The organism is Marinobacter sp. KM021, from assembly GCF_050707965.1.
Classification (GTDB): domain Bacteria; phylum Pseudomonadota; class Gammaproteobacteria; order Pseudomonadales; family Oleiphilaceae; genus Marinobacter; species Marinobacter shengliensis.
Window position 1 is genome coordinate 2,859,821 of record NZ_CP136129.1, and the last position, 18,886, is coordinate 2,878,706.

General features: G+C 58.7%; 17 protein-coding genes. 5 read left to right on the forward strand and 12 right to left on the reverse strand.

Features of this window, described 5'->3' with window-relative positions; genetic code table 11:
- Positions 1-71 precede the first annotated feature (71 nt).
- From RVM24_RS13500 to RVM24_RS13510, 3 genes are all read left to right on the forward strand, one after another.
- Entirely contained in the window at positions 72-3,227 is a 3,156-nt protein-coding gene (locus RVM24_RS13500) for a type I restriction endonuclease subunit R (RefSeq protein WP_431474201.1), read from the forward strand.
- Between the two features lie 230 nt (positions 3,228-3,457).
- Complete coding sequence (locus RVM24_RS13505) at positions 3,458-4,054, forward strand: exopolysaccharide biosynthesis protein (protein ID WP_431474202.1); 597 nt, start codon at positions 3,458-3,460, stop codon at positions 4,052-4,054.
- A gap of 154 nt (positions 4,055-4,208) precedes the next feature.
- Positions 4,209-5,096 carry a chemotaxis protein gene (locus RVM24_RS13510; RefSeq protein WP_286251889.1) on the forward strand — a complete coding sequence of 296 codons (888 nt, stop codon included), beginning with the start codon at positions 4,209-4,211 and terminating at the stop codon, positions 5,094-5,096.
- Here RVM24_RS13510 and RVM24_RS13515 read toward each other — a convergent pair.
- From RVM24_RS13515 to mqo, 3 genes are all read right to left on the reverse strand, one after another.
- On the reverse strand, positions 5,093-5,956 hold the full coding sequence (locus RVM24_RS13515) for a hypothetical protein (RefSeq protein ID WP_431474203.1): 864 nt from the start codon (positions 5,954-5,956) through the stop codon (positions 5,093-5,095). The two genes, RVM24_RS13510 and RVM24_RS13515, sit on opposite strands and share 4 nt — an antisense overlap.
- Before the next feature lie 96 nt (positions 5,957-6,052).
- Entirely contained in the window at positions 6,053-6,250 is a 198-nt protein-coding gene (locus RVM24_RS13520) for a hypothetical protein (protein ID WP_431474204.1), read from the reverse strand.
- A gap of 190 nt (positions 6,251-6,440) precedes the next feature.
- Positions 6,441-7,922 carry a malate dehydrogenase (quinone) gene (mqo, locus tag RVM24_RS13525; RefSeq protein WP_431474205.1) on the reverse strand — a complete coding sequence of 494 codons (1,482 nt, stop codon included), beginning with the start codon at positions 7,920-7,922 and terminating at the stop codon, positions 6,441-6,443.
- Between the two features lie 404 nt (positions 7,923-8,326).
- Here mqo and RVM24_RS13530 point away from each other — a divergent pair, with 404 nt between their 5' ends.
- Positions 8,327-9,313: a calcium/sodium antiporter gene (locus RVM24_RS13530; protein WP_431474206.1), complete on the forward strand. Its 987-nt coding sequence runs from the start codon at positions 8,327-8,329 to the stop codon at positions 9,311-9,313.
- A 16-nt stretch (positions 9,314-9,329) separates the two neighbouring features.
- Here the strand turns inward: RVM24_RS13530 and RVM24_RS13535 are convergent, their stop codons facing one another.
- From RVM24_RS13535 to chrA, 4 genes are all read right to left on the reverse strand, one after another.
- Positions 9,330-10,094: a lysophospholipid acyltransferase family protein gene (locus RVM24_RS13535; protein WP_431474207.1), complete on the reverse strand. Its 765-nt coding sequence runs from the start codon at positions 10,092-10,094 to the stop codon at positions 9,330-9,332.
- A gap of 121 nt (positions 10,095-10,215) precedes the next feature.
- Positions 10,216-10,641: a peptide-methionine (R)-S-oxide reductase MsrB gene (gene msrB, locus RVM24_RS13540; protein ID WP_431474208.1), complete on the reverse strand. Its 426-nt coding sequence runs from the start codon at positions 10,639-10,641 to the stop codon at positions 10,216-10,218.
- Positions 10,642-10,652: 11 nt separating this feature from the next.
- Positions 10,653-11,303 carry a peptide-methionine (S)-S-oxide reductase MsrA gene (gene msrA, locus RVM24_RS13545; RefSeq protein WP_420194580.1) on the reverse strand — a complete coding sequence of 217 codons (651 nt, stop codon included), beginning with the start codon at positions 11,301-11,303 and terminating at the stop codon, positions 10,653-10,655.
- 91 nt (positions 11,304-11,394) lie between these two features.
- A complete protein-coding gene (gene chrA / locus RVM24_RS13550) occupies positions 11,395-12,573 on the reverse strand; it encodes a chromate efflux transporter (RefSeq protein WP_106693824.1) in 1,179 nt (392 codons plus the stop codon).
- Between the two features lie 139 nt (positions 12,574-12,712).
- Between chrA and RVM24_RS13555 the strand changes: the two genes are divergently transcribed.
- On the forward strand, positions 12,713-13,687 hold the full coding sequence (locus RVM24_RS13555; protein ID WP_152439106.1) for a metallophosphoesterase: 975 nt from the start codon (positions 12,713-12,715) through the stop codon (positions 13,685-13,687).
- Between the two features lie 5 nt (positions 13,688-13,692).
- Here the strand turns inward: RVM24_RS13555 and RVM24_RS13560 are convergent, their stop codons facing one another.
- The 5 genes from RVM24_RS13560 to ercA all read right to left on the reverse strand — a co-directional run bounded on the left by RVM24_RS13560 (position 13,693) and on the right by ercA (position 18,859).
- Positions 13,693-14,175, reverse strand: a complete 483-nt coding sequence (locus RVM24_RS13560; protein ID WP_431474209.1) for a CDP-archaeol synthase — start codon at positions 14,173-14,175, stop codon at positions 13,693-13,695.
- A 25-nt stretch (positions 14,176-14,200) separates the two neighbouring features.
- Entirely contained in the window at positions 14,201-15,577 is a 1,377-nt protein-coding gene (locus tag RVM24_RS13565) for a class II fumarate hydratase (protein WP_286251911.1), read from the reverse strand.
- 33 nt (positions 15,578-15,610) lie between these two features.
- Positions 15,611-15,898 carry a hypothetical protein gene (locus RVM24_RS13570; protein ID WP_061330666.1) on the reverse strand — a complete coding sequence of 96 codons (288 nt, stop codon included), beginning with the start codon at positions 15,896-15,898 and terminating at the stop codon, positions 15,611-15,613.
- A gap of 65 nt (positions 15,899-15,963) precedes the next feature.
- Positions 15,964-17,712, reverse strand: a complete 1,749-nt coding sequence (locus tag RVM24_RS13575; protein WP_431474210.1) for a NahK/ErcS family hybrid sensor histidine kinase/response regulator — start codon at positions 17,710-17,712, stop codon at positions 15,964-15,966.
- On the reverse strand, positions 17,696-18,859 hold the full coding sequence (gene ercA / locus RVM24_RS13580) for an alcohol dehydrogenase-like regulatory protein ErcA (protein ID WP_106693829.1): 1,164 nt from the start codon (positions 18,857-18,859) through the stop codon (positions 17,696-17,698). The genes RVM24_RS13575 and ercA overlap by 17 nt, the downstream gene beginning before the upstream one ends.
- Between the last annotated feature and the right edge of the window lie 27 nt (positions 18,860-18,886).

Here is an 18,886-nt window from a genome sequence, read left to right on the forward strand (position 1 = left end):
GTCTGTTGAAATTGCGTGTGTTTTTTTGGCGGTAAGCTTTGAATAAACCCGGTTAAGTAAGGAAGTACGGAGTGACTGAGGATCAGCTGGAACAACAATGCCTGGAATGGTTTGCCGAAGGCGGCTGGGAGATCGCCCACGCGCCTGACCTGGCACCGGAGGGCGAAGCCCCGGAACGGGCCGATTACCGGCAGGTATTGTTGCTGGCGGATCTTGAGGCGGCTATTCGTCGCATCAACCCTCACCTGCCCCAGAACGCCGTTGAGCAAGCTGTGGCCGTTGTCCGCAAACCCGAAAGCCTGGATGTGGTGATCAGCAACCGGGCCTTCCACCGTCTGCTGCTGGACGGCGTACCGGTGGAGTACAAGCGCGACGACAAGGTAGTTCACGATCAGGCCTTTCTGGTGGACTTCGGCGACCTAACCGCCAACCGGTTCCGGGCTATCAACCAGTTCACCCTTGAAGGCTCCAAGCAACTGCGCCGGCCGGATGTGATCTGCTTTATCAACGGTTTGCCGCTGGCCGTGCTGGAGCTGAAGAGCCCCGGCGCCGAGAACGTGAACATCTGGGATGCCTACAACCAGATCCAGACTTACAAAGACGAATGCTCCGATCTGTTCGCCTACAACGAAGCGGCCATCATCAGCGACGGCTATCTGGCCCGTGTGGGTTCCCTAACCGCCAGCCAGGAACGCTACATGCCCTGGCGCACCATCAAGCATGAGGACGACAAACCCCTGCTGGAGTGGCAGCTGGAAACCATGGTGCGGGGCTTCTTCGACCGGGAGCTGTTTCTGGATTACATCCGCTATTTCGTGATCTTCGAGACGGATTCCGACAAGCTGATCAAGAAGATCGCCGGTTATCACCAGTTCCATGCGGTGCGTGAGGCGGTTCGCGCAACCGTGATTGCAGCTCGGGATATGAGCGGCGATGGTATCAGCGAGAAGCGGGCTACCTACGGCGACGAGGTTTTGCCCGGCAGCAAGAAAGCTGGGGTGGTGTGGCACACCCAGGGCTCTGGCAAAAGCATTTCTATGTGCTGTTACGCCGGAAAGCTGCTGCAACAGCCAGAGATGAACAACCCCACGCTGATTGTGGTCACCGACCGTAACGATCTGGACGGCCAGCTATTCGCCACCTTCAGCGCCGCCCGGGAGTTGCTGAAGCAAGAGCCCGTGCAAGCCGATGACCGGGATACCCTGCGCCGCTTGCTTTCGGAGCGGGAATCCGGCGGCATCATCTTCACGACGGTACAGAAGTTCGCGCTGCTGAACGACGAATCCGGCCACCCGATTCTGAACGACCGCCACAACATCGTGGTGATCTCAGACGAAGCCCACCGCAGCCAGTACGGCCTGAAAGCCACCCTCAAGAAAGACGGCACCTACAAGTTCGGCTATGCACGCCACATGCGCGATGCCTTGCCCAATGCCTCCTTCATCGGCTTTACCGGCACCCCCATTGAAAGCGAAGACAAAGACACCCGGGCCGTGTTCGGCGATTACGTGTCCATCTACGACATCCAGGATGCGGTAGACGATGGTGCGACCGTGCCCATCTTCTACGAATCCCGCCTGGCCAAGCTGGACATCAACCGCGAACAGATCGAGGAACTGTCTGACCAGGTGGAGGAAGTGGTTGAGGACGATGAAGACGTTGGCAGCCGCGAGAAAACCAAGGGCGAGTGGAGCCGGCTGGAGAAGCTGGTTGGTGCCGGCCCGCGCCTGAAGCAGGTAGCGGAAGACCTGGTAAACCATTTTGAAACCCGTTCCAGCACCATCGACGGCAAGGCCATGATTGTGGCCATGAGCCGGGAAATTGCGGTTCATCTGTATAACGAGATTGTCGCCCTGCGCCCGGAGTGGCATGACGACGACCCGGAGAAAGGCGCAATCAAGGTGGTGATGACCGGTTCCGCCTCTGACCGGGCCCTGCTGCAACCGCACATCCACAACAAGCAGACCAAGAAGCGGTTCGAGAAGCGCTTCAAAGACATCAACGACCCGCTCAAGCTGGTGATAGTGCGGGATATGTGGCTGACCGGCTTCGACGCACCCTGCTGCCACACCATGTACGTGGACAAGCCCATGAAGGGCCACAACCTGATGCAGGCAATTGCCCGGGTAAACCGGGTGTTCAAAGACAAACCCGGCGGGCTGGTGGTGGATTACATCGGTATCGCCAACGAGCTTAAACAGGCCCTGAAAACCTACACCGACGCCAAGGGCAAGGGCTCACCTACCCACAGCGCCGAAGAAGCCTACGCTATCCTGCTGGAGAAGCTGGACATTATCCACGGCATGTTTGCCCCCGGGCCCAAGGGCAAGGGTTTCAGCTATAGCGGTTTTGAAACCGAACCCCACAAGTTTCTGGTGCCCACCGCCAACTACGTCCTCAGCCTGGAAGACGGCAAGAAGCGCTTCCTGGATACCGTGCTGGCCATGAACAAGGCCTTCTCCCTGTGTGCCACCCTGGACGAAGCCCAGACGCTGCAGAAGGAGGTGGCGTTCCTGTCGCAGGTGAAGACGGCCATCACCAAGTTCACCAGTGTGGACAAGAAACTGACCGAGGAAGAGAAGAACACCGCCCTGAAGCAAATACTGGACAACGCGCTGGTGGCCGAAGGGGTAACGGACGTCTTCGCCCTGTGCGGCCTGGACAAGCCCAACATCGGCTTGCTCTCTGATGAGTTCCTGGAAGACGTGCGGCAGATGCCCTACAAGAACTTCGCCGTGGAACTGCTGGAGAAGCTGCTCAAGGACGACATCAAAGCCAAGACCCGCAACAACGTGGTGCAGGAGAAGAAGTACGCCGATCGCCTGCAGGAGACGCTGCGCAAGTACAACAACCGGGGCATAGAGACAGCCCAGGTTATCGAAGAGCTGATCGCCATGGCCAAGCAGTTCCAGGCTGAAATGGAGCGGGAAGCTGCGCTGGGCCTGAATCCAGATGAAATCGCTTTCTACGATGCGCTCGCAAGCAACGAAAGCGCCGTGCGGGAGCTGGGTGACGAAATCCTGAAAAAGATCGCCGTGGAGATCACCGACAAGCTGCGCAAATCCACCACCGTGGACTGGCAGGTGCGGGAAAGCGTGCGGGCCAAGCTGCGGATTCTGGTGCGGCGGACGTTGCAGCGGTACAAGTACCCGCCCGATAAGGCGCCGGCGGCTATTGAACTGATCATGGAGCAGGCGGAAGCCCTGTCTAACCACTGGACGAAGTAATGAATTACTACACCGAGGCCTTCGACGAGCAGCCAGATTGACGCAGGGCAAGAAAAAATCCGATGATCGGGAGAGATCGCTCCAGCGGCAAACACCCGTTAATCACCTAGAGGATCTGGGGCTTTTTCGTTTTCATACCCCCGCCCCTTGCCAACCCTTCACCAATCCGTCATGCAATCCTCACTCATTCCCGCTATGGTCGTGTCATTCCAAGCCACACAACTAACGCTATGAACCGGCCCAACGACCCAGACAACCTGCAGGAACTCATCGCCCGTATCCGCGACCACACACGCGAGATGGACGAGGTGTCCGTGGGTGACTTGCTGTCAGCTGCAGGCGAGCGTTCTTTTGGTCCGGTGGTGCTGGTTGCCGGACTTATCACACTGGCGCCGTTGATTGGCGATATTCCGGGTGTTCCCACGCTGCTGGGGCTTCTGGTACTGCTAACGCTGGGGCAGTTGCTGTTTCAGCGGGAGAGCATCTGGATTCCAACGCGGCTTTCAGAACGGCGGATATCACGGGACAAACTGTTCAAGGGGCTGGACTGGATGGATAGGCCCGCACGCAAGCTGGATGACTGGACTCGCCGGCGGCTGACCTTTCTGGTGCGCGGCCCAGGGCAGCTGGCCATGGCAGCGGTGTGCATGTTGGTATCCCTGGCCATGCCGCTAATGGAATTCATCCCGTTCAGTGCCAATGGCGCCGGGCTGGCGCTGATGGCGTTCGGGCTGGCGATTGTTGCCCGGGACGGCCTTCTCGCTCTGCTGGCACTGGCCTTCACTGGCGGTACCGCCTGGTTTGTGCTGACCAACCTGCCCGGTTGAGACGTCCTCCGCCGGCACTCTGTCGTGATCACCGGCCTGTCACCAATTGATACAATTACCCTCACCTGCCCGTGTTGGGAAAACTGCTACTATAGAGACAGGTTATCGTTCGGCGCTCCAACTCGGGAGCATTTTTGTCTGTAAGGATGCATGCATGTCCAGCAAAGCGAAGCAGTCCCAGAAACTCCTGCTGTTCCGCCTTTTCGGATCGCGCCTTTTTGGTCTGGGTACGCTCAAGATTCGGGAAATCCTGCCCTTTCAACGGCTGACCAAGTTGCCCCATAGTCATCACGCGGTTATTGGCACTGCTACGTTCCGGGGTTCAGCGGTTCCTGTTATTGATATGTCGGCTGCGGTTGGTTATCCGGCGCTGACAAAAGAAGAGCAGGCCAAGGGCTCCATCATCGTGACCGACATTCAGCGCCAGGAGATCGGTTTTCTGGTGCGCAGCGTTCAGCAGATTATCGAAACCGACTGGAAGAGTGTGATGCCGCCACCCAAGGCGCTGGGCACCAATGCCTTCATCACGGGCCTGCTGGATGTGGAAGGCGACATCATTCAGCTGCTGGATGTGGAGCTGCTGCTGGCGAAGGTGTACCCGGAGTCTCTGGACGCCGGCGAGGTGGTGCTGTCAGATGTTCAGAGTGAAACCCTGCGGTCCCTGAACATTCTGCTGGTGGATGATTCACAGGTGGCCCGCAAGCAGCTCAGCGATGTGCTGGACAGCAAAGACATTACCTACCATGTGACCACCAACGGTGACGATGCCCTGCAGGTGCTGCTCAGTCAGCACGAGCGCGGCACGCCGATTGACATCCTGGTCAGCGATATCGAGATGCCGGGGCTGGATGGCTACGAACTGACGTTCAATGTTCGCGACAATAACGCCCTGAAGCAGCCATACATCATTCTGCACACATCCCTGAACAGCGAGATGAGCCTGAGCTATGCCAACCAGGTGGGCGCCAACGAGGCGCTCACCAAGTTTGATGCCGAGGAACTGATGGAGGCAATGCTAAGAGGGGCCGAGCAAGCCAGTTAAGGCCGAATGTCTTCGATGAAGGCTTCGGCGTCGGCCCGCATTTCGGCAAGTTTTTCGTTCAGCTCTTCCTGATACCGGTTGAGCGTTTCCCGGCTGAGCCGGCTGAAGCGCTCAGCGGTTTCCGCAATGGTGCGGCTGGCGTTGGCCAAGGCCTCGAGGGTGGGCTCGCTCAATTCGTCTGCCTGGCGCCCGAGGTCCTGTGCGGTCTGCTCCATGATAGCCTGGTCTTCAGCGGATTCAGGCCGATCATCCTTGAGTGCCTCGTCAAGCGAACGCTCAAGGGCGCGCATGGATGCCTGCAGTTGCCGGGCAAAATCCTCCATCGCGCTCTCAGCCCTTCGGCTCATCTCATCAGAGTAGGTTTCCAGGTCTCTGGCCAACTGCTCCATTTTGTCTTCAAGCTCGCTGCTTGAAGAGGAAAAGTTCGCACTGAGCCTCTGCCCCAGCCGGCTCAACTCACCCATGATGTTACTGAACGGGGACGGGTTCAGTATGGCCTCCCCTGTGCGCTGATAGTCAACCAGCCACTGGTCCTGCTCCCGCACCAGATAGGTGGTCAGTTCCAAACGTTCTCCGCCGGAGCGTTCTTCCGCCGGTAGGCGGGTAACGATCGTTGCTTCACGCTCATGAATAACAACCCGGCCAAAGGAGGGAACGGCATTGGCCCAGCTTCGCTGGTAGCCGTCAACGTCACGGGGGTCGTCCAGGGTGGAGAATCTCACCACGTCACCTGCGTCGTTGTCGGCCATGGCCTGCCAAAAGGCCGCGGCCACTTCCTGGGGCGTTTCAGGCTTGCTGCAGCCGGTTATCGCCAGCACAACGAGCGCCATCACAAATCCACGAACACCAAGACGAATCATTCATCAGCACCTTGCATACAATACTTTCTCGCATCATACACGCGTCACAGCCGACAGGTCAGTTCCGCCAGTTCCTCATCAAACACCCGGCGGTTCTCACTGTAATCCACCAGCACTCTGCGCCGAAGACACGGGCCGCCCCTCAAAATGCATGACAATCTCATTGTCCCGGGCAGCCCAGGCCACCATTTGCAGCAGGTAGTCCGGATCGTTATAAGCCCACATGGACAAGGCCCGGGCAGACTGGCAGGTGGGGTTGTTACCCTGCCCTACCCCCAGTGGCTGGCCCAGCATGTTCAACGCCCCTGAATCAGCCAGGCGGAGGGATTAGGCTGATAGCCATAGGCAAACTGCCGCTTCCACGGCATTCAGGCTCCAGCCCAGCAGGGCAACATACCCTTGGTCGGGATTATAGTTTTGTTCAGTCACAGCGTTCTCCTCGTCAGGGTTGGCCTTTCAGCCTGAGGGTATAAATCGGCGCCGATTAACCCAGCTTCAAAGTCGAGAGCGTGCGCTCTCGAACCCGGTTGAGCAGCTGTTCATCGTTCACCAGAGATTGTCCGTAGGAAGGCACCAGCTCCTTCATCCGCTCCTGCCACTGGTCCGTCTTCAACTTCTCCGGGAAGCAACGTTCAATCACGTTCAGCATTGCGTTAGCCGCTGTCGATGCGCCAGGAGACGCGCCCAGCAGGGCCGCCAGCGAACCATCCTTTGCTGCCACGATCTCGGTACCAAACTCCAGCTTGCCGCCCCCTTCCGGGGTTTGCTTGATGATCTGTACCCGCTGGCCAGCCATCTGCAGCTTCCAGTCGTCTTCCCGGGCATCCGGGAAAAAATTGCGCAAAGATTCAACCCGGTCGCCATGGGACTGGAACACCTCACCAATGAGGTAACGCGTCAAATCCATATTGCTTTTGCTCACCGAGAGCATCGGTCTAAGATTGGTGGCGCGAACGGAACCGAACAGATCAAACACCGAACCCTGCTTCAGGAAGCGGGTGGTAAAACCAGCGAACGGTCCGAACAGAAGTGCAGGTTCACCGTTGATGATCCGGGTATCCAGGTGCGGAACGGACATCGGCGGCGCGCCAATGGGCGCTTTACCGTATACCTTGGAATCATGTTGCTCAACAATGTCCGGCTTCTGGCACACCAGCCACTGGCCACTGACCGGGAAGCCGCCGTAACCGCGGGCTTCATCAATGCCGGATTTCTGCAACAGCGGCAGCGCGCCGCCACCGGCACCCAGGAACACAAAGCCGGCCTCCAGTTTGGTCAGCTCGCCGGTCTTCTGGTTCTTCACCCGCAACTTCCAGCGGCCATTGTCCCGCTGATCGATGTAATGCACCGGGCTGCTGAGCATCAACTCAAAGTTGGGCTGGGTTTCCAGCCATTCTACCATGCTGCGGGTGAGCGAACCGAAATCCACATCCGAACCGTGCTTGATACGGGTTGCCGCCACACGCTGCATCGGGTCGCGATGCTTGACCACCAGCGGCATCCACTCGGACAGGTCGTCTGGGCTCTCGGTATATTCCATCTCGCGAAACAGATGGTGTTCTTTCAGGCGCTCGTAACGACGCTTTAGGAAAGCGACGTCTTTCTCGCCCCAGACAAAGCTCTGGTGTGGCGTGCGGTTAATAAAAGTAGAAGGCTCCGGCAGAATGCCCTGCTCTACCAGGTACGACCAGAACTGCAGTGACACCTCAAACTGGGCATTGATTTGCAGCGCTCTGGCAATTTCAACGTCGCCATCTTCGGTTTCGGGGGTGTAGTTGAGTTCGCAGTAGCCGGCGTGCCCGGTACCTGCGTTATTCCATCCGTCTGTGCTTTCATGGGCAACGTGGTCTAAACGCTCCACCATGACGATATCCAGTGACGGGTCCAGCTGCCTGAGCATCATGCCGAGGGTTGCGCTCATGACGCCCCCACCGACCAGCACTACGTCTGCCTGTCTAACGGCCATTGGTTTTCACCCTAGCTAGTGTTGAGCCTGTTGCCACTCCACGATCAGCGAAAGCGGCCTGTCGGAAGCCAGCGGGGCGCGAGGTAGACGGCGCTGCTGTATGCCTCCGGCCTGAAATTGGGCGCATTATCCCGATTTTTGCCGGAATAATAAATTGCGATTGTCAATCGATGTGTGTCGGGCTAACTATTATGGTTTGCCACGATTTTCGCGCGTTTTGTTAACAATATCAGCGCCACTTTAGTCTGATACCCCTTTCCTGATAGTGCGGATCAGTGCCAGTAACAAAAAGTTCGTTGCCAACAGGGCTGACCTGAATCCACCACTTGCGGTATCTTGTGCGCCACCTACCCCGCCGGCCGCCCGGTGCGGAGTTACACCACATTCTGATTGAGGTCTGTTCTATGTTGATGGCAATCGGTGCCATTCTTGCCGGTCTTGTCTTGCTGGTCTGGAGTGCTGATAAATTTGTTGAGGGCGCTGCCGCCACCGCCAAGCATCTGGGCATGCCGTCTTTGCTGATCGGCATGGTGATTATCGGCTTCGGCACCTCGGCACCGGAACTGGCGGTATCTGCCATGGCAGCCGCAGACGGCAATCCCGGGCTGGCACTGGGCAACGGTTACGGCTCCAACATTACCAACATTGCCCTGATCGTCGGTCTGACAGCACTCATTGCACCCATCGCCATGCACTCCCAGGTTATTCGCAAGGAGCTGCCGCTTCTGGTGGTGTTAACCCTGATCGCCGGGGCGCAATTAATTGATGGTGAATTAACAAGACTGGATGGCTGGGTGTTACTGGGCGTTTTTGCAGCGGTGATGGGCTGGTCGATCTATCAGGGCATCAAAAACAAAGACGACCCGCTGGGCAGCGCGGCCGATGCCGAGCTGATCGAACATCCCATGCCGCTAAAGCACGCCATCATCTGGCTGATCATCGGGCTGGTTCTGCTTATTGCCAGTTCCAGATTGCTCGTTTGGGGAGCCGTCACCGTGGCCCAGGCTCTTGGCGTAAGCGATCTGATCATCGGGCTGACCATTGTGGCCATTGGCACGTCGCTACCGGAACTGGCCTCGGCCATCGCAGCGGTGCGCAAGAATGAGCACGATCTGATTCTGGGCAACATCCTTGGTTCGGGCATCTTCAACACCCTGGCCGTGGTTGGCCTGGCCGCTGCCATTCAGCCCTTGTCTGTGGATCCGGAAGTGCTTTACCGGGACTGGACTCTGATGCTGGCACTCACCGTTGGCCTGCTGTTGATGGGCTTCGGCCTGACGGGCTGGCGCAAGCTGGTCTCGCGGGTGGATGGCGCATTACTGGTAACGGTTTACTTTGCGTACACCGGCTACCTTTTCTACACCGTGGTGGCCGCCAGCTCAGGTGGCTGACACAGGCAGGGCCCGGTTACTCAGGCTCTCCGTCACCCAACAATTGTTCCAGGCTCTGGCGTACATCTGACATGATCTGCGCCAGATCTTCCTTGCTTTTCCCCGCTGTATCAATGGGTGTCCCAACCCGCACGTCTACCGGCTGACCAAGATTGATCTGCAAGCTCCGGGCAGGTAGCACCTGGTGTATACCGCGAATGGCTACCGGCACAATCACCGCCTCAGTGTCCAGTGCCAGGTGAAAACAGCCTTTCTTGAACGGCAACAGTGTGCCATCGGAGGAGCGGGTGCCCTCTGGAGCCGCCCAGAGCACAATACCGTTTTCCATCATCTGCTTTGCCCGCTCCAGGTCCCGGACGGCGCGGATACGATTAGACCGATCGATCGAGGGAAACTCCGCTGCCGCCATCGCCTGCCCCAGCAGGGGAATCCGGAAAAGTTCCTTCTTTGCCAGCATCCGGATGGAGCCTGGCAAAGACACAAAACTCACCGGAATATCGTAGTGACTGGCATGGGTACTCATGATGATGTAGCGACGCCCGTCATTGAAGTCCGGAACCTCGCCCCGCACCGTCAGGCTTGCCCGAACCAGCTTCAACAACGCGGCAGACCACTCCCGGCAGTATTTGTCGACAATCGGCCGATTCAAACGACCAAACAACGCCCTCAGTAGCACCAGCGAGGAGTAGATGGCGGTAAGCCCTACCGAGCCCAATACAACAGCGGCACGTCTTAGCAGCGTCGCAGACTCCGTCAGGGGGCTCAAGTTCAATCGTTTCATGCACACGTCCTTTCCGCTATGGTCCGGGCCGCGATAGGTCCGGATCAATAGGAAGGGATTATAGCGGTTCGGTCGCCTCCTGAATAACAGCCAAAAGGAGAACAAGGAATGCCAACGGTTGTCACCCCTGCTCCTCAAACACCATAGCAATGGAATTCAGGCAGTAGCGCTGACCGGTCGGGGCTGGCCCGTCCGGAAATACATGGCCCAGATGGCTGTCGCACCGCGGACAACGCACTTCAGTTCGAGTCATGCCCAGGCTGTTGTCCTGAATGTAGCGGATGTGCTCGGGATCGAACGGCTGAAAAAAGCTGGGCCAGCCGGTTCCGGAATCAAATTTGGCGTCCGAGCTGAACAACGGGAGATCACACAGCCGGCACAGGTAAACCCCGGCTTTCTTGTTATCCAGCAAGGTGCCACAGAACGGGTGCTCGGTGCCGTGATCCAGCAGTACCCGTTTTTCCTCAGCGGTCAATCCCGCTGCCCTTTCCTCAACCTCTGCTTTCGTCAGAGGGGTCAGGTCATAGCCTTTTGCCGATACCGTCATTGGGAAACTCCTCAGGCCAGATCAGGATCATCGTCACTGAATTCAGGTTTCAGGTGGTCTGGCCAGGTGCTGACCAGCTTAGCCATCTTGGGTGCTGCCACCGCCAGAATGTATGGCTGCCTGGGATTACGAGCCGCAAAATTCTGATGGTATGCCTCCGCAGGGTAGAACGCGGTGAGCGGCTCCAGCCGGGTAACAATCGGATCGGAATACACGCCGGCGGCATCAAGCTGGCGAATGTAGGCCTCGGTCACCTGCCTCTGATCATCCGTTTCGTAGAACACCGCTGAGCGATACTGGCTCCCAATATCGTTACCCTGGCGGTTCAGTTGGGTGGGGTCGTGAGCCACCGAAAAGAACACTCTTAGCAACTCGCCAAAGCTGACCTTCGCCGGGTCGTAGTGAACATCCACCACCTCCGCATGGCCGGTGGTCCCGCTGCAGACAGCCTCATAGTTGGCCGCTTCGGCCGCACCACCGGCGTATCCGGATTCCACACGGATGACACCGTCAATCGCCACCAAAACCGCTTCAACACACCAGAAACAACCTCCAGCCAGAACCACCCGGGATTCACCCGCGGGCTCGTGCAGGTCTTTCTCAGGTGCCGGAAACCGGCTACGAGGCACGGTCAGTCCTGGAATGTTGCATGCGTCACTCATCAGATTGCTCCAGTGGGTTCGGTTTATTCGATTGTGGCGGTTCTGGTTCGGAATTCCAAACGGGGAGTTCACGCTTTTATACGTACGGGTGTTACAAAAAGACCGCTCCGAGCAGCGCACTGGCGGGTGCCAGCAGCCATACCGGCACCCGAACGATGACCAGTGCCAGCCAGAACACCAATGCCAGAGCGAAATAGCCGGCACCGTGAATGGCCGACGTCCAGACCGGGTCGTACAGCGCTGCAAGGAGCAAGCCCACCACCCCGGCGTTGACGCCCGCCAGTGCCGCTCGTGCTTTCTCGTGCTCACGTAACCACTGCCATAACGGTAGACCGGCGAACACCAACAGGGTTCCAGGCAGAAACACCGCAACCACTGCAATCAGAACGCCCGCGATGCCGCCCTCGGCACCCCCGAGAAACGCAGAGAAACTGAACAGTGGCCCCGGCACCGCCTGCGCGACACCGTAGCCAGCCAGGAAGGTATCGGCCGACATATTACCGGAGACCACAAAGCCCTCCTGGAGCCATGGCAACACCACGTGACCGCCGCCAAATACCAGGGCGCCGGCGCGATAAAGCTCCGCACCGATCCAGGCCAGGGATCCCGTTACCTGGGGAACAAAGGACAGTGCCAGCAACACCAAAAACAGCAGGGCAAACATTCCCGGCTTTCGCGATTGCAACGGCACCTGCAAGGATTCTTGCTTATTTTGCGAGGGCAATCCCAATGCCGCTCCTGCAACGGCTGCCAACGCCAGAACCAGTACCTGCATCCACACGGCACCAGCCAACAGCAGAACAACCGCCACCAACATGGCAATGACGATGCGAGGCCGATCAGGGCACAGCGACTGCCCCATCTGCCAGACCGCCTGTGCCACCACCGCCACCACAAAAAGCTTGAGGCCGCTGACCCAGCCACCCTCACCCAGGTCCGGCCAGAGCGTAAGCCCGAAGGCAAACAGCGCCATGACCAGTACCGAGGGCAAGGTAAAACCCACCCAGGCCGCCAAGGCACCGCCATAATGCCCACGCAGGAAACCGATGGTCAGCCCGACCTGGCTGGACGCGGGGCCCGGTAACAGCTGGCAAAGCGCCACTACCTCACCGTAGGCGCTGTCTGACAGCCACTTCCGGCGCTTGACAAACTCATCATGGAAATACGCCAGGTGAGCTGCCGGGCCACCAAAAGACGTCAGCCCCAGCCGCAGAAAGATCAGGAATACCTGCCAGCTGCCTAATCGCACCGGCTTGTCGGATTCAGTCATTACTCGTTGTCTCTCCTGGATTTGCGGTGCATCAGTAAAACATGAACATTGTGTCTATCCGGTTGCACTACCCCGCTGACCATCCATAATGAGTGAAGGAATCAAACATAAGATTCCGCTCGGCATCAGGACGATTCACATGACCGCAAGGGTTCGCGCACCAGAAGATCAGAACGAACTTCTCCAGTACCGACTCAGCCTTCGGCTTGGCCCGGTGCATGCCCGCCAGCGACTGGGCATCGAACAGGAAGCCGAGGCCCGGGTGTTCGGGCGCGATCGTCGCTCGTTCCACCTTGAGAATGTCGCCAACGCGCCAAGGCTGATTCGGTTTTGCCTGCAAGCCATTGGCTTGTTTGGCCGGGCCCGGGAGAACAGCCGCAAGCTGACCACTGCCCGGAACACCTTTACCCTGCCCGATTTGCCCGAGGCGTTCGAGGGGTTTCGCATCCTGCACCTGACCGACCTTCACGTTGATATGGATGAACAGAACCTGAATGCAGTGATCGATCAGATCACGCCTCTGGACTATGACCTGTGTGTATTGACCGGCGATTACCGGAAGCTCACCTGGGGGCCGATTGACGCAGCCCTTGAGGGCATGGCCCGCCTGCGCCAGGCCATCCGGGGCGATGCCTACGCGGTACTGGGCAACCACGACAGCGTGCGCATGGTACCTGCCCTCGAAGACATGGGCTACCGGCTGCTGATGAACGAAATGGCACCCATTGCCCGCGGAGCAAGCAAGCTCTACCTGTCCGGCGTGGACGATGCCCATTACTACAAGGTTCACAACCTGCACCGGGCCGGCGATGATATTCCTCCCGGCGGCATCAGCCTGCTGCTGAGCCACACGCCCGAGATCTGGCGGGAAGCTGCCCATGCCGGATACGACGTGTTTCTGTGCGGACACACCCACGGCGGGCAACTTTGCCTGCCCGGGGGCGTTCCGGTCACCCTCGACTCCGACTGCCCTCGCCGGCTTGGCCGCGGTTTCTGGCAGGTTAACGGCATGCAAGGCTACACTTCGCCAGGCGCTGGCACATCTGTGCTGAATGTCCGCCTGAACTGCCCGCCGGAGGTTACCTTGCACACCTTGTCCCGGGGGCCGGGATAACTTACTCAATGGGGCTGTTTGCGGATACCCAGACGATAAAGCACCGGAGAGAACAGCATATTGCTCAGCGCAAACAGCAGCGCCACGGCAACCGCTTCCCACAATGGCAAGGACAACCAGTGCCACGCCATGGCCATGGGTAGCAAGGCCTCGGGCAACTGGTCCAGCCATAATGCCCGGGCACTGGACGCTAGCCCCATCCGGCGTTTGATAAAACTGCTGACAAGGTCCCCCAGCAGGGCTAGCAAACCGAACAACGCGCCAAACAACCAGCCCAGCCCAACCCAGGCCGAAAACAGCAGACAAGACACCGTGCCCGCGACCAACCCTCGCCAGGTCTTGCTGGGGCCTAGCACCGGGCGACCGTCCCGCCAAACCCGACCGCCATCCACAGTCCGGTTGCCGGTCTGATGCAACAGCCTGGCCACGACCACCGGCGAGCCATTGGCCAGAACCAGCATGACAAACAGCTCCAGGGACAGCAGCAAGAATGACTCCTCCGGTCTTGCCCGCTCAGGTCAACCCGCCACGGGTGAGCTTGAGCGGATCCATCAGTTTTTCCAGGTGTTGACGGCTGAGACCGCTGCGCTCCTCGGCCACATCAATCACCGGCCGACCGGTGCGGTAGGCTTCCTTGGCGATATCCGCCGCCAGGGTGTAGCCAATCTCTGGATTCAACGCCGTCACCAGTACCGGATTACGCCCGACACCGGCATTCAGATTATCGGCGTTCACCGTAAAGCCTTTCATCGCTTTGTCCGCGAGGATAGCGGAGGCCCCGGTTAACAGACCGATCATGTCCAGCAGGTTGCCCCCCACCAGAGGCAGCATCACATTGAGCTGAAAGTTTCCGGACTGGCCGGCAATGGCCACCGCATTGTCCAGCCCCATCACCTGGGCGCCCACCATGGCGACCGACTCCGGAATAACCGGGTTCACCTTGCCCGGCATGATGCTACTGCCAGGCTGCAATGCCGGCAGGCTGATTTCTGCCAGCCCGTGAATCGGACCGCTGTTCATCCAGCGCAGATCGTTGGCAATTTTGGTGAGCACCACCGCCACACCCCGCAGTTGGCCTGACAGGGCGACAGGCGCATCCACAGCACTTTGACCAACAAACTTGTGCTCCATGGAACGGAACGGGTAGCCAGTGTTGCTGCGCAGGAACTTGATGAACTGACCAGAGAATTCAGACGCCGCATTCACACCGGTGCCCACTGCGGTGCCGCCCTGGGGCACATCCGCCAGTTCATCCATTGCCTGCTCAAGACGTTTCTCAGCCAGGGCCAGCTGCTCCCGCCATGTCCGTAATTCCTGCCCCAGGGTCACCGGCATGGCGTCCATCAGGTGAGTACGACCGGTTTTGACCTGGGCATTCAGTTCCGCTTCCCGCTCGTAAATGACACCCCGAAGGTGCGACAGGGCCGGCAGCAGTTGCTCTTTTACGGCTAATAGCGAACTGACGTGGATAGCCGTTGGTATCACATCGTTGGAGCTCTGGCTCATATTGACGTGATCATTAGGGTGGACATCGACACCCTGATTCCGGGCAATGGCCGCAATCACTTCGTTCACATTCATGTTGGTGCTGGTGCCGGAGCCGGTCTGATACCGATCCACCGGAAACTGGTCCGCGTGTTCGCCCTGGATCAGTTGATCACAGGCTTCGGCAATAGCGTCCCGCAAACGGGCATCCAGCAACCCCAAAGACGCGTTGGCCTGGGCTGCCGCCCACTTGATTTGCGCCACCGCCACAATGAACCGGGCCGGCATCGGCTGACCACTGACCGGAAAGTTATCGATGGCCCGTTGGGTTTGCGCGCCCCACAGGGCATTCGCGGGCACCTTCACGTCACCCAGGCTGTCTTTTTCCGTTCTGAACTCACTCATTGCGTCCTCCCTTTTTGCTTGCCAGGCGGGACACTAAGCCCCTCGGTCCTGCGATCTTAGCCTGACATGGTCGCAAATGCCGGTTACTTGCTCAAAATTGAGAATCAGTGTGTGGACGGTGTTGGTGTAGGTGTCATGCAGATGAAATTTGTAACGCCGCTGTTTCTCACCCTGCAGGAAGGCATCGTATTCGCGGACAAGCTCCCGCACGTCGCCGCCCTCATCCTGGCTCCAGGTCGCATTGAATGGGCCAAGCACAGCTCCGCCGGCCAGGCAAACGGTGACTTCATGGTTGGTAAGGGAATGCTCGGTGTGGCTCATGACGGTCTCCTGAATCAAGGACTGGTTCAGGAATAAGTGTAGTCGTAAAGCGCAAGCGCGTGGGGTCAGGTTGACTGCGCGGCAAGACTCGCCAGCAGCGCCCGTAAGCGGTTGGGCTTCACCGGTTTGTTAAGGATGGGCAGGTACTGGGCCCTAAGCAGCGTGCGCACTTCATCACTGCGATCAGCAGTGATGATGGCTGCCGGAACATCATGGTCAAGTGCACGGCGAACGGCGTAGACAGCCTCACAACCGGTTGCGTTATTGTCCAGGTGGAAATCCGCCAGAATCACGTCGGGGAGCAGGCCCTCGCTCAGCATGTCCAGGGCACTGGATTCGCCGTCGGCGGGAAACACCTCACAACCCCAACCTTCGAGCAACGCTGCCATGCTTTCAAGCACCGCCGGCTCGTTGTCGATCACCAACACCGCCAGTCCGTCAAAGTTTCCATGGATGGCACCGCCGGCTGGAGCCTGGCTGCGCGAGGCCTCAATTACCCGGTGCTCAAGCGGGATCGACACCTCAAATCTCGAACCTCGGCCGGGCCGTGAGGTCACCCGGATTCCGTAACCCAGAACCCGTACCATGCGCTCCACAATGGCCAGTCCCAATCCGACGCCCTGGCGACCGCCGGTGCCCTGGGGCAGTAGCTGGTGGAATTCGGTGAAAATATCCTGCAGCTTGTGGGATTCGATCCCCACGCCGGTGTCCCAGATTTCAATGGCCAGCCGATCCCGACGTTGCCTGACAGACAGCATCACGCCGCCCTCACGGGTATAGCGGAAGGCATTACTCAACAGGTTACGGACAATCCGTGCCAGCATTCGGGGGTCGGTCCGAAGTGATACCGGTGGCACCCGGAGCCGGAACTGCAATCCGGCATTGGCAGCCACCGCCTCAAACTCTTCGCCCAATCCTTTCAGCATGGCAGCCAGATTGAGACAGGTCAGATCCGGCTTCATGGCCTGCTGGTCAAGTTTGGAAATATCCAACAGATCGGCCAACAAATCCTCGGCACCTTCCAGGGCCCTGTGCACCTGATGCACCATCCGGTTTTCCGCCTCAGGTAACTGGCTGTCCTGCAGGGCCGAAATCATCAGCCTGGCAGCATTCAGGGGTTGCAGCAGGTCATGACTGGCAGCCGCAAGATACTTGTCTTTACTGCGATTGGCTTCTTTGGCAGCGTTCACCGCCACTTTCAACTCCTGCTCAACCTTTTCCCGCTCTTCAATCTGATAACGCAGGTCCACATTGACGTTTTGCAGCGCCTCGGTGCGTTCCTCCACGCGTTTTTCCAGTTCGGCATTCAGCTGCTCCAGTTTCTGCCGGGCCTGCACCCGCTCGGTAATGTCGGCAACGAAGGTTTCCACCACTTCCGGCCCAAGATCCGGCCGGCGGAGCATGGTTAGTGCGACATACACGGGGGTCTGGTCTGCTCGCCGAAGACGGGTCTCGCGGGCGCTCAGGCTGCCATGGTCGAGCAGTTCCTGGCGAAGCTGATCGAACTCTGCGGCGCTGCAGAACAGCTGCTCCCTGAGTCGAATCACTTTTTTCTGCAATTGCTCCGGGTTGTCATAGCCGCAGATTCGGGCCATGGCGGGATTGCAGGCCAGAAAACCACCACGCAGGTTGGCCTGGAAGATACCGTGCAGAGCGTTCTCAAACAGCCATTTGTAGCGGTTGCGCTCCTGCTCCAGTTCCTCCAGGCGCTCCTGCAACGCGGGGTAATAGCTTTTTCGGGCAGACTGGCTGCTGAGCCCCAAAAGATCGCCGATGTTGTAACCGGTGCTGGTTGAGTCAGAGGGCTTCTTCATAGACCACCTGAACATCCCGAAGTGACGACTTCCTTGGGTTGGTCAGTATGCAGGGGTCCTTCAATGCATAGCCGGAAAGGTAGGGAATGTCAGAGGTGGTGACGCCGAGCTCCTTGAGCCGCGCCTCAAGGCCAACGGTCTTCTTGAGTTCAATAATGCGGGTCATCAACCGTGCCTTGACCTGTGCCCCGTTCAAACCCCGGGTATCAATCGCCATGGCCTCGGCAACCCGGCGGAACCGGTCCTCGGCGGAGGGGAAATTGTAGGCCACCACATGCTCCAGTAGCAGTGCATTGCAGAGGCCGTGGGGCAGATCCAGGAAACCGCCCAGGCTGTGGGACATCGCATGGACAGCCCCCAGAATGGCATTGGAGAAGGCCAGCCCCGCCTGCATGGACGCCAGCATGATCTGCTCTCGCAACACCGGGTTTGACGGGTTTGCCACCAGCGCTTCCAGATTGCCGTTGATCAGTCGTATCGCTTCCAGAGCATGGGTATCGGTCAAAGGCCCGCTGCCGGTAGAAACAAACGCCTCGATGGCGTGCACCAGGGCATCCACCCCGGTACAGGCGGTGAGGTAGGCGTCCATGGTTTCGGTTACTTCCGGGTCGATCAACGAGACATCCGGCACCACCGCTTTGCTGATGATGGAAAACTTGAAGCGCCGGTTGGGGTCCGAAATGATGGCAAACTGCGAGACGTCCGCTGACGTTCCGGCGGTGGTGGGAATCAGGATCAGGGGTGGCGAAGGATTACGGATGGTATCCACACCCTCAAATTCCAGGATGCTGCGGCCATGGCTGGCCACAATGCCGATACCCTTGGCGCAATCCATGGGGCTGCCGCCGCCGATCGCCACGATGACATCGCATTCGCTGGCCCGGTAGAGTTCGGCGCCGGCCATCACCTCGTCTACTTTGGGATTGGGCGACACCGCTGTAAACGTGGTACAGCGCAACCCCGCCTCAACCAGCAGGGTTTCAACTTCTGCAACCCATCCGGCGGCGACAACACCAGGATCAGACACCAGGAACACATGGCGGGCACCAAAATTACTGGCAAAGTTAGCCACCGACCGGCGGGACCCGGCACCGAAGACAATCTCGGGAGAGACAAACTTGCGCAGCGCGGAAATATCGTAGCTCATGACGCTCAGGGACAACCGTTTTGTTGT

Excerpts from the sequence above, each read along its gene's own strand:
- RVM24_RS13505 (WP_431474202.1), top strand. The coding sequence starts at position 3,458 with ATGAACCGGCCCAACGACCCAGACAACCTGCAGGAACTCATCGCCCGT.
- RVM24_RS13510 (WP_286251889.1), top strand. The coding sequence starts at position 4,209 with ATGTCCAGCAAAGCGAAGCAGTCCCAGAAACTCCTGCTGTTCCGCCTT.
- RVM24_RS13515 (WP_431474203.1), bottom strand. The coding sequence starts at position 5,956 with ATGATTCGTCTTGGTGTTCGTGGATTTGTGATGGCGCTCGTTGTGCTG.
- RVM24_RS13520 (WP_431474204.1), bottom strand. The coding sequence starts at position 6,250 with ATGCTGGGCCAGCCACTGGGGGTAGGGCAGGGTAACAACCCCACCTGC.
- mqo (WP_431474205.1), bottom strand. The coding sequence starts at position 7,922 with ATGGCCGTTAGACAGGCAGACGTAGTGCTGGTCGGTGGGGGCGTCATG.
- RVM24_RS13530 (WP_431474206.1), top strand. The coding sequence starts at position 8,327 with ATGTTGATGGCAATCGGTGCCATTCTTGCCGGTCTTGTCTTGCTGGTC.
- RVM24_RS13535 (WP_431474207.1), bottom strand. The coding sequence starts at position 10,094 with ATGAAACGATTGAACTTGAGCCCCCTGACGGAGTCTGCGACGCTGCTA.
- msrB (WP_431474208.1), bottom strand. The coding sequence starts at position 10,641 with ATGACGGTATCGGCAAAAGGCTATGACCTGACCCCTCTGACGAAAGCA.
- msrA (WP_420194580.1), bottom strand. The coding sequence starts at position 11,303 with ATGAGTGACGCATGCAACATTCCAGGACTGACCGTGCCTCGTAGCCGG.
- chrA (WP_106693824.1), bottom strand. The coding sequence starts at position 12,573 with ATGACTGAATCCGACAAGCCGGTGCGATTAGGCAGCTGGCAGGTATTC.
- RVM24_RS13555 (WP_152439106.1), top strand. The coding sequence starts at position 12,713 with ATGACCGCAAGGGTTCGCGCACCAGAAGATCAGAACGAACTTCTCCAG.
- RVM24_RS13565 (WP_286251911.1), bottom strand. The coding sequence starts at position 15,577 with ATGAGTGAGTTCAGAACGGAAAAAGACAGCCTGGGTGACGTGAAGGTG.
- RVM24_RS13570 (WP_061330666.1), bottom strand. The coding sequence starts at position 15,898 with ATGAGCCACACCGAGCATTCCCTTACCAACCATGAAGTCACCGTTTGC.
- RVM24_RS13575 (WP_431474210.1), bottom strand. The coding sequence starts at position 17,712 with ATGAAGAAGCCCTCTGACTCAACCAGCACCGGTTACAACATCGGCGAT.
- ercA (WP_106693829.1), bottom strand. The coding sequence starts at position 18,859 with ATGAGCTACGATATTTCCGCGCTGCGCAAGTTTGTCTCTCCCGAGATT.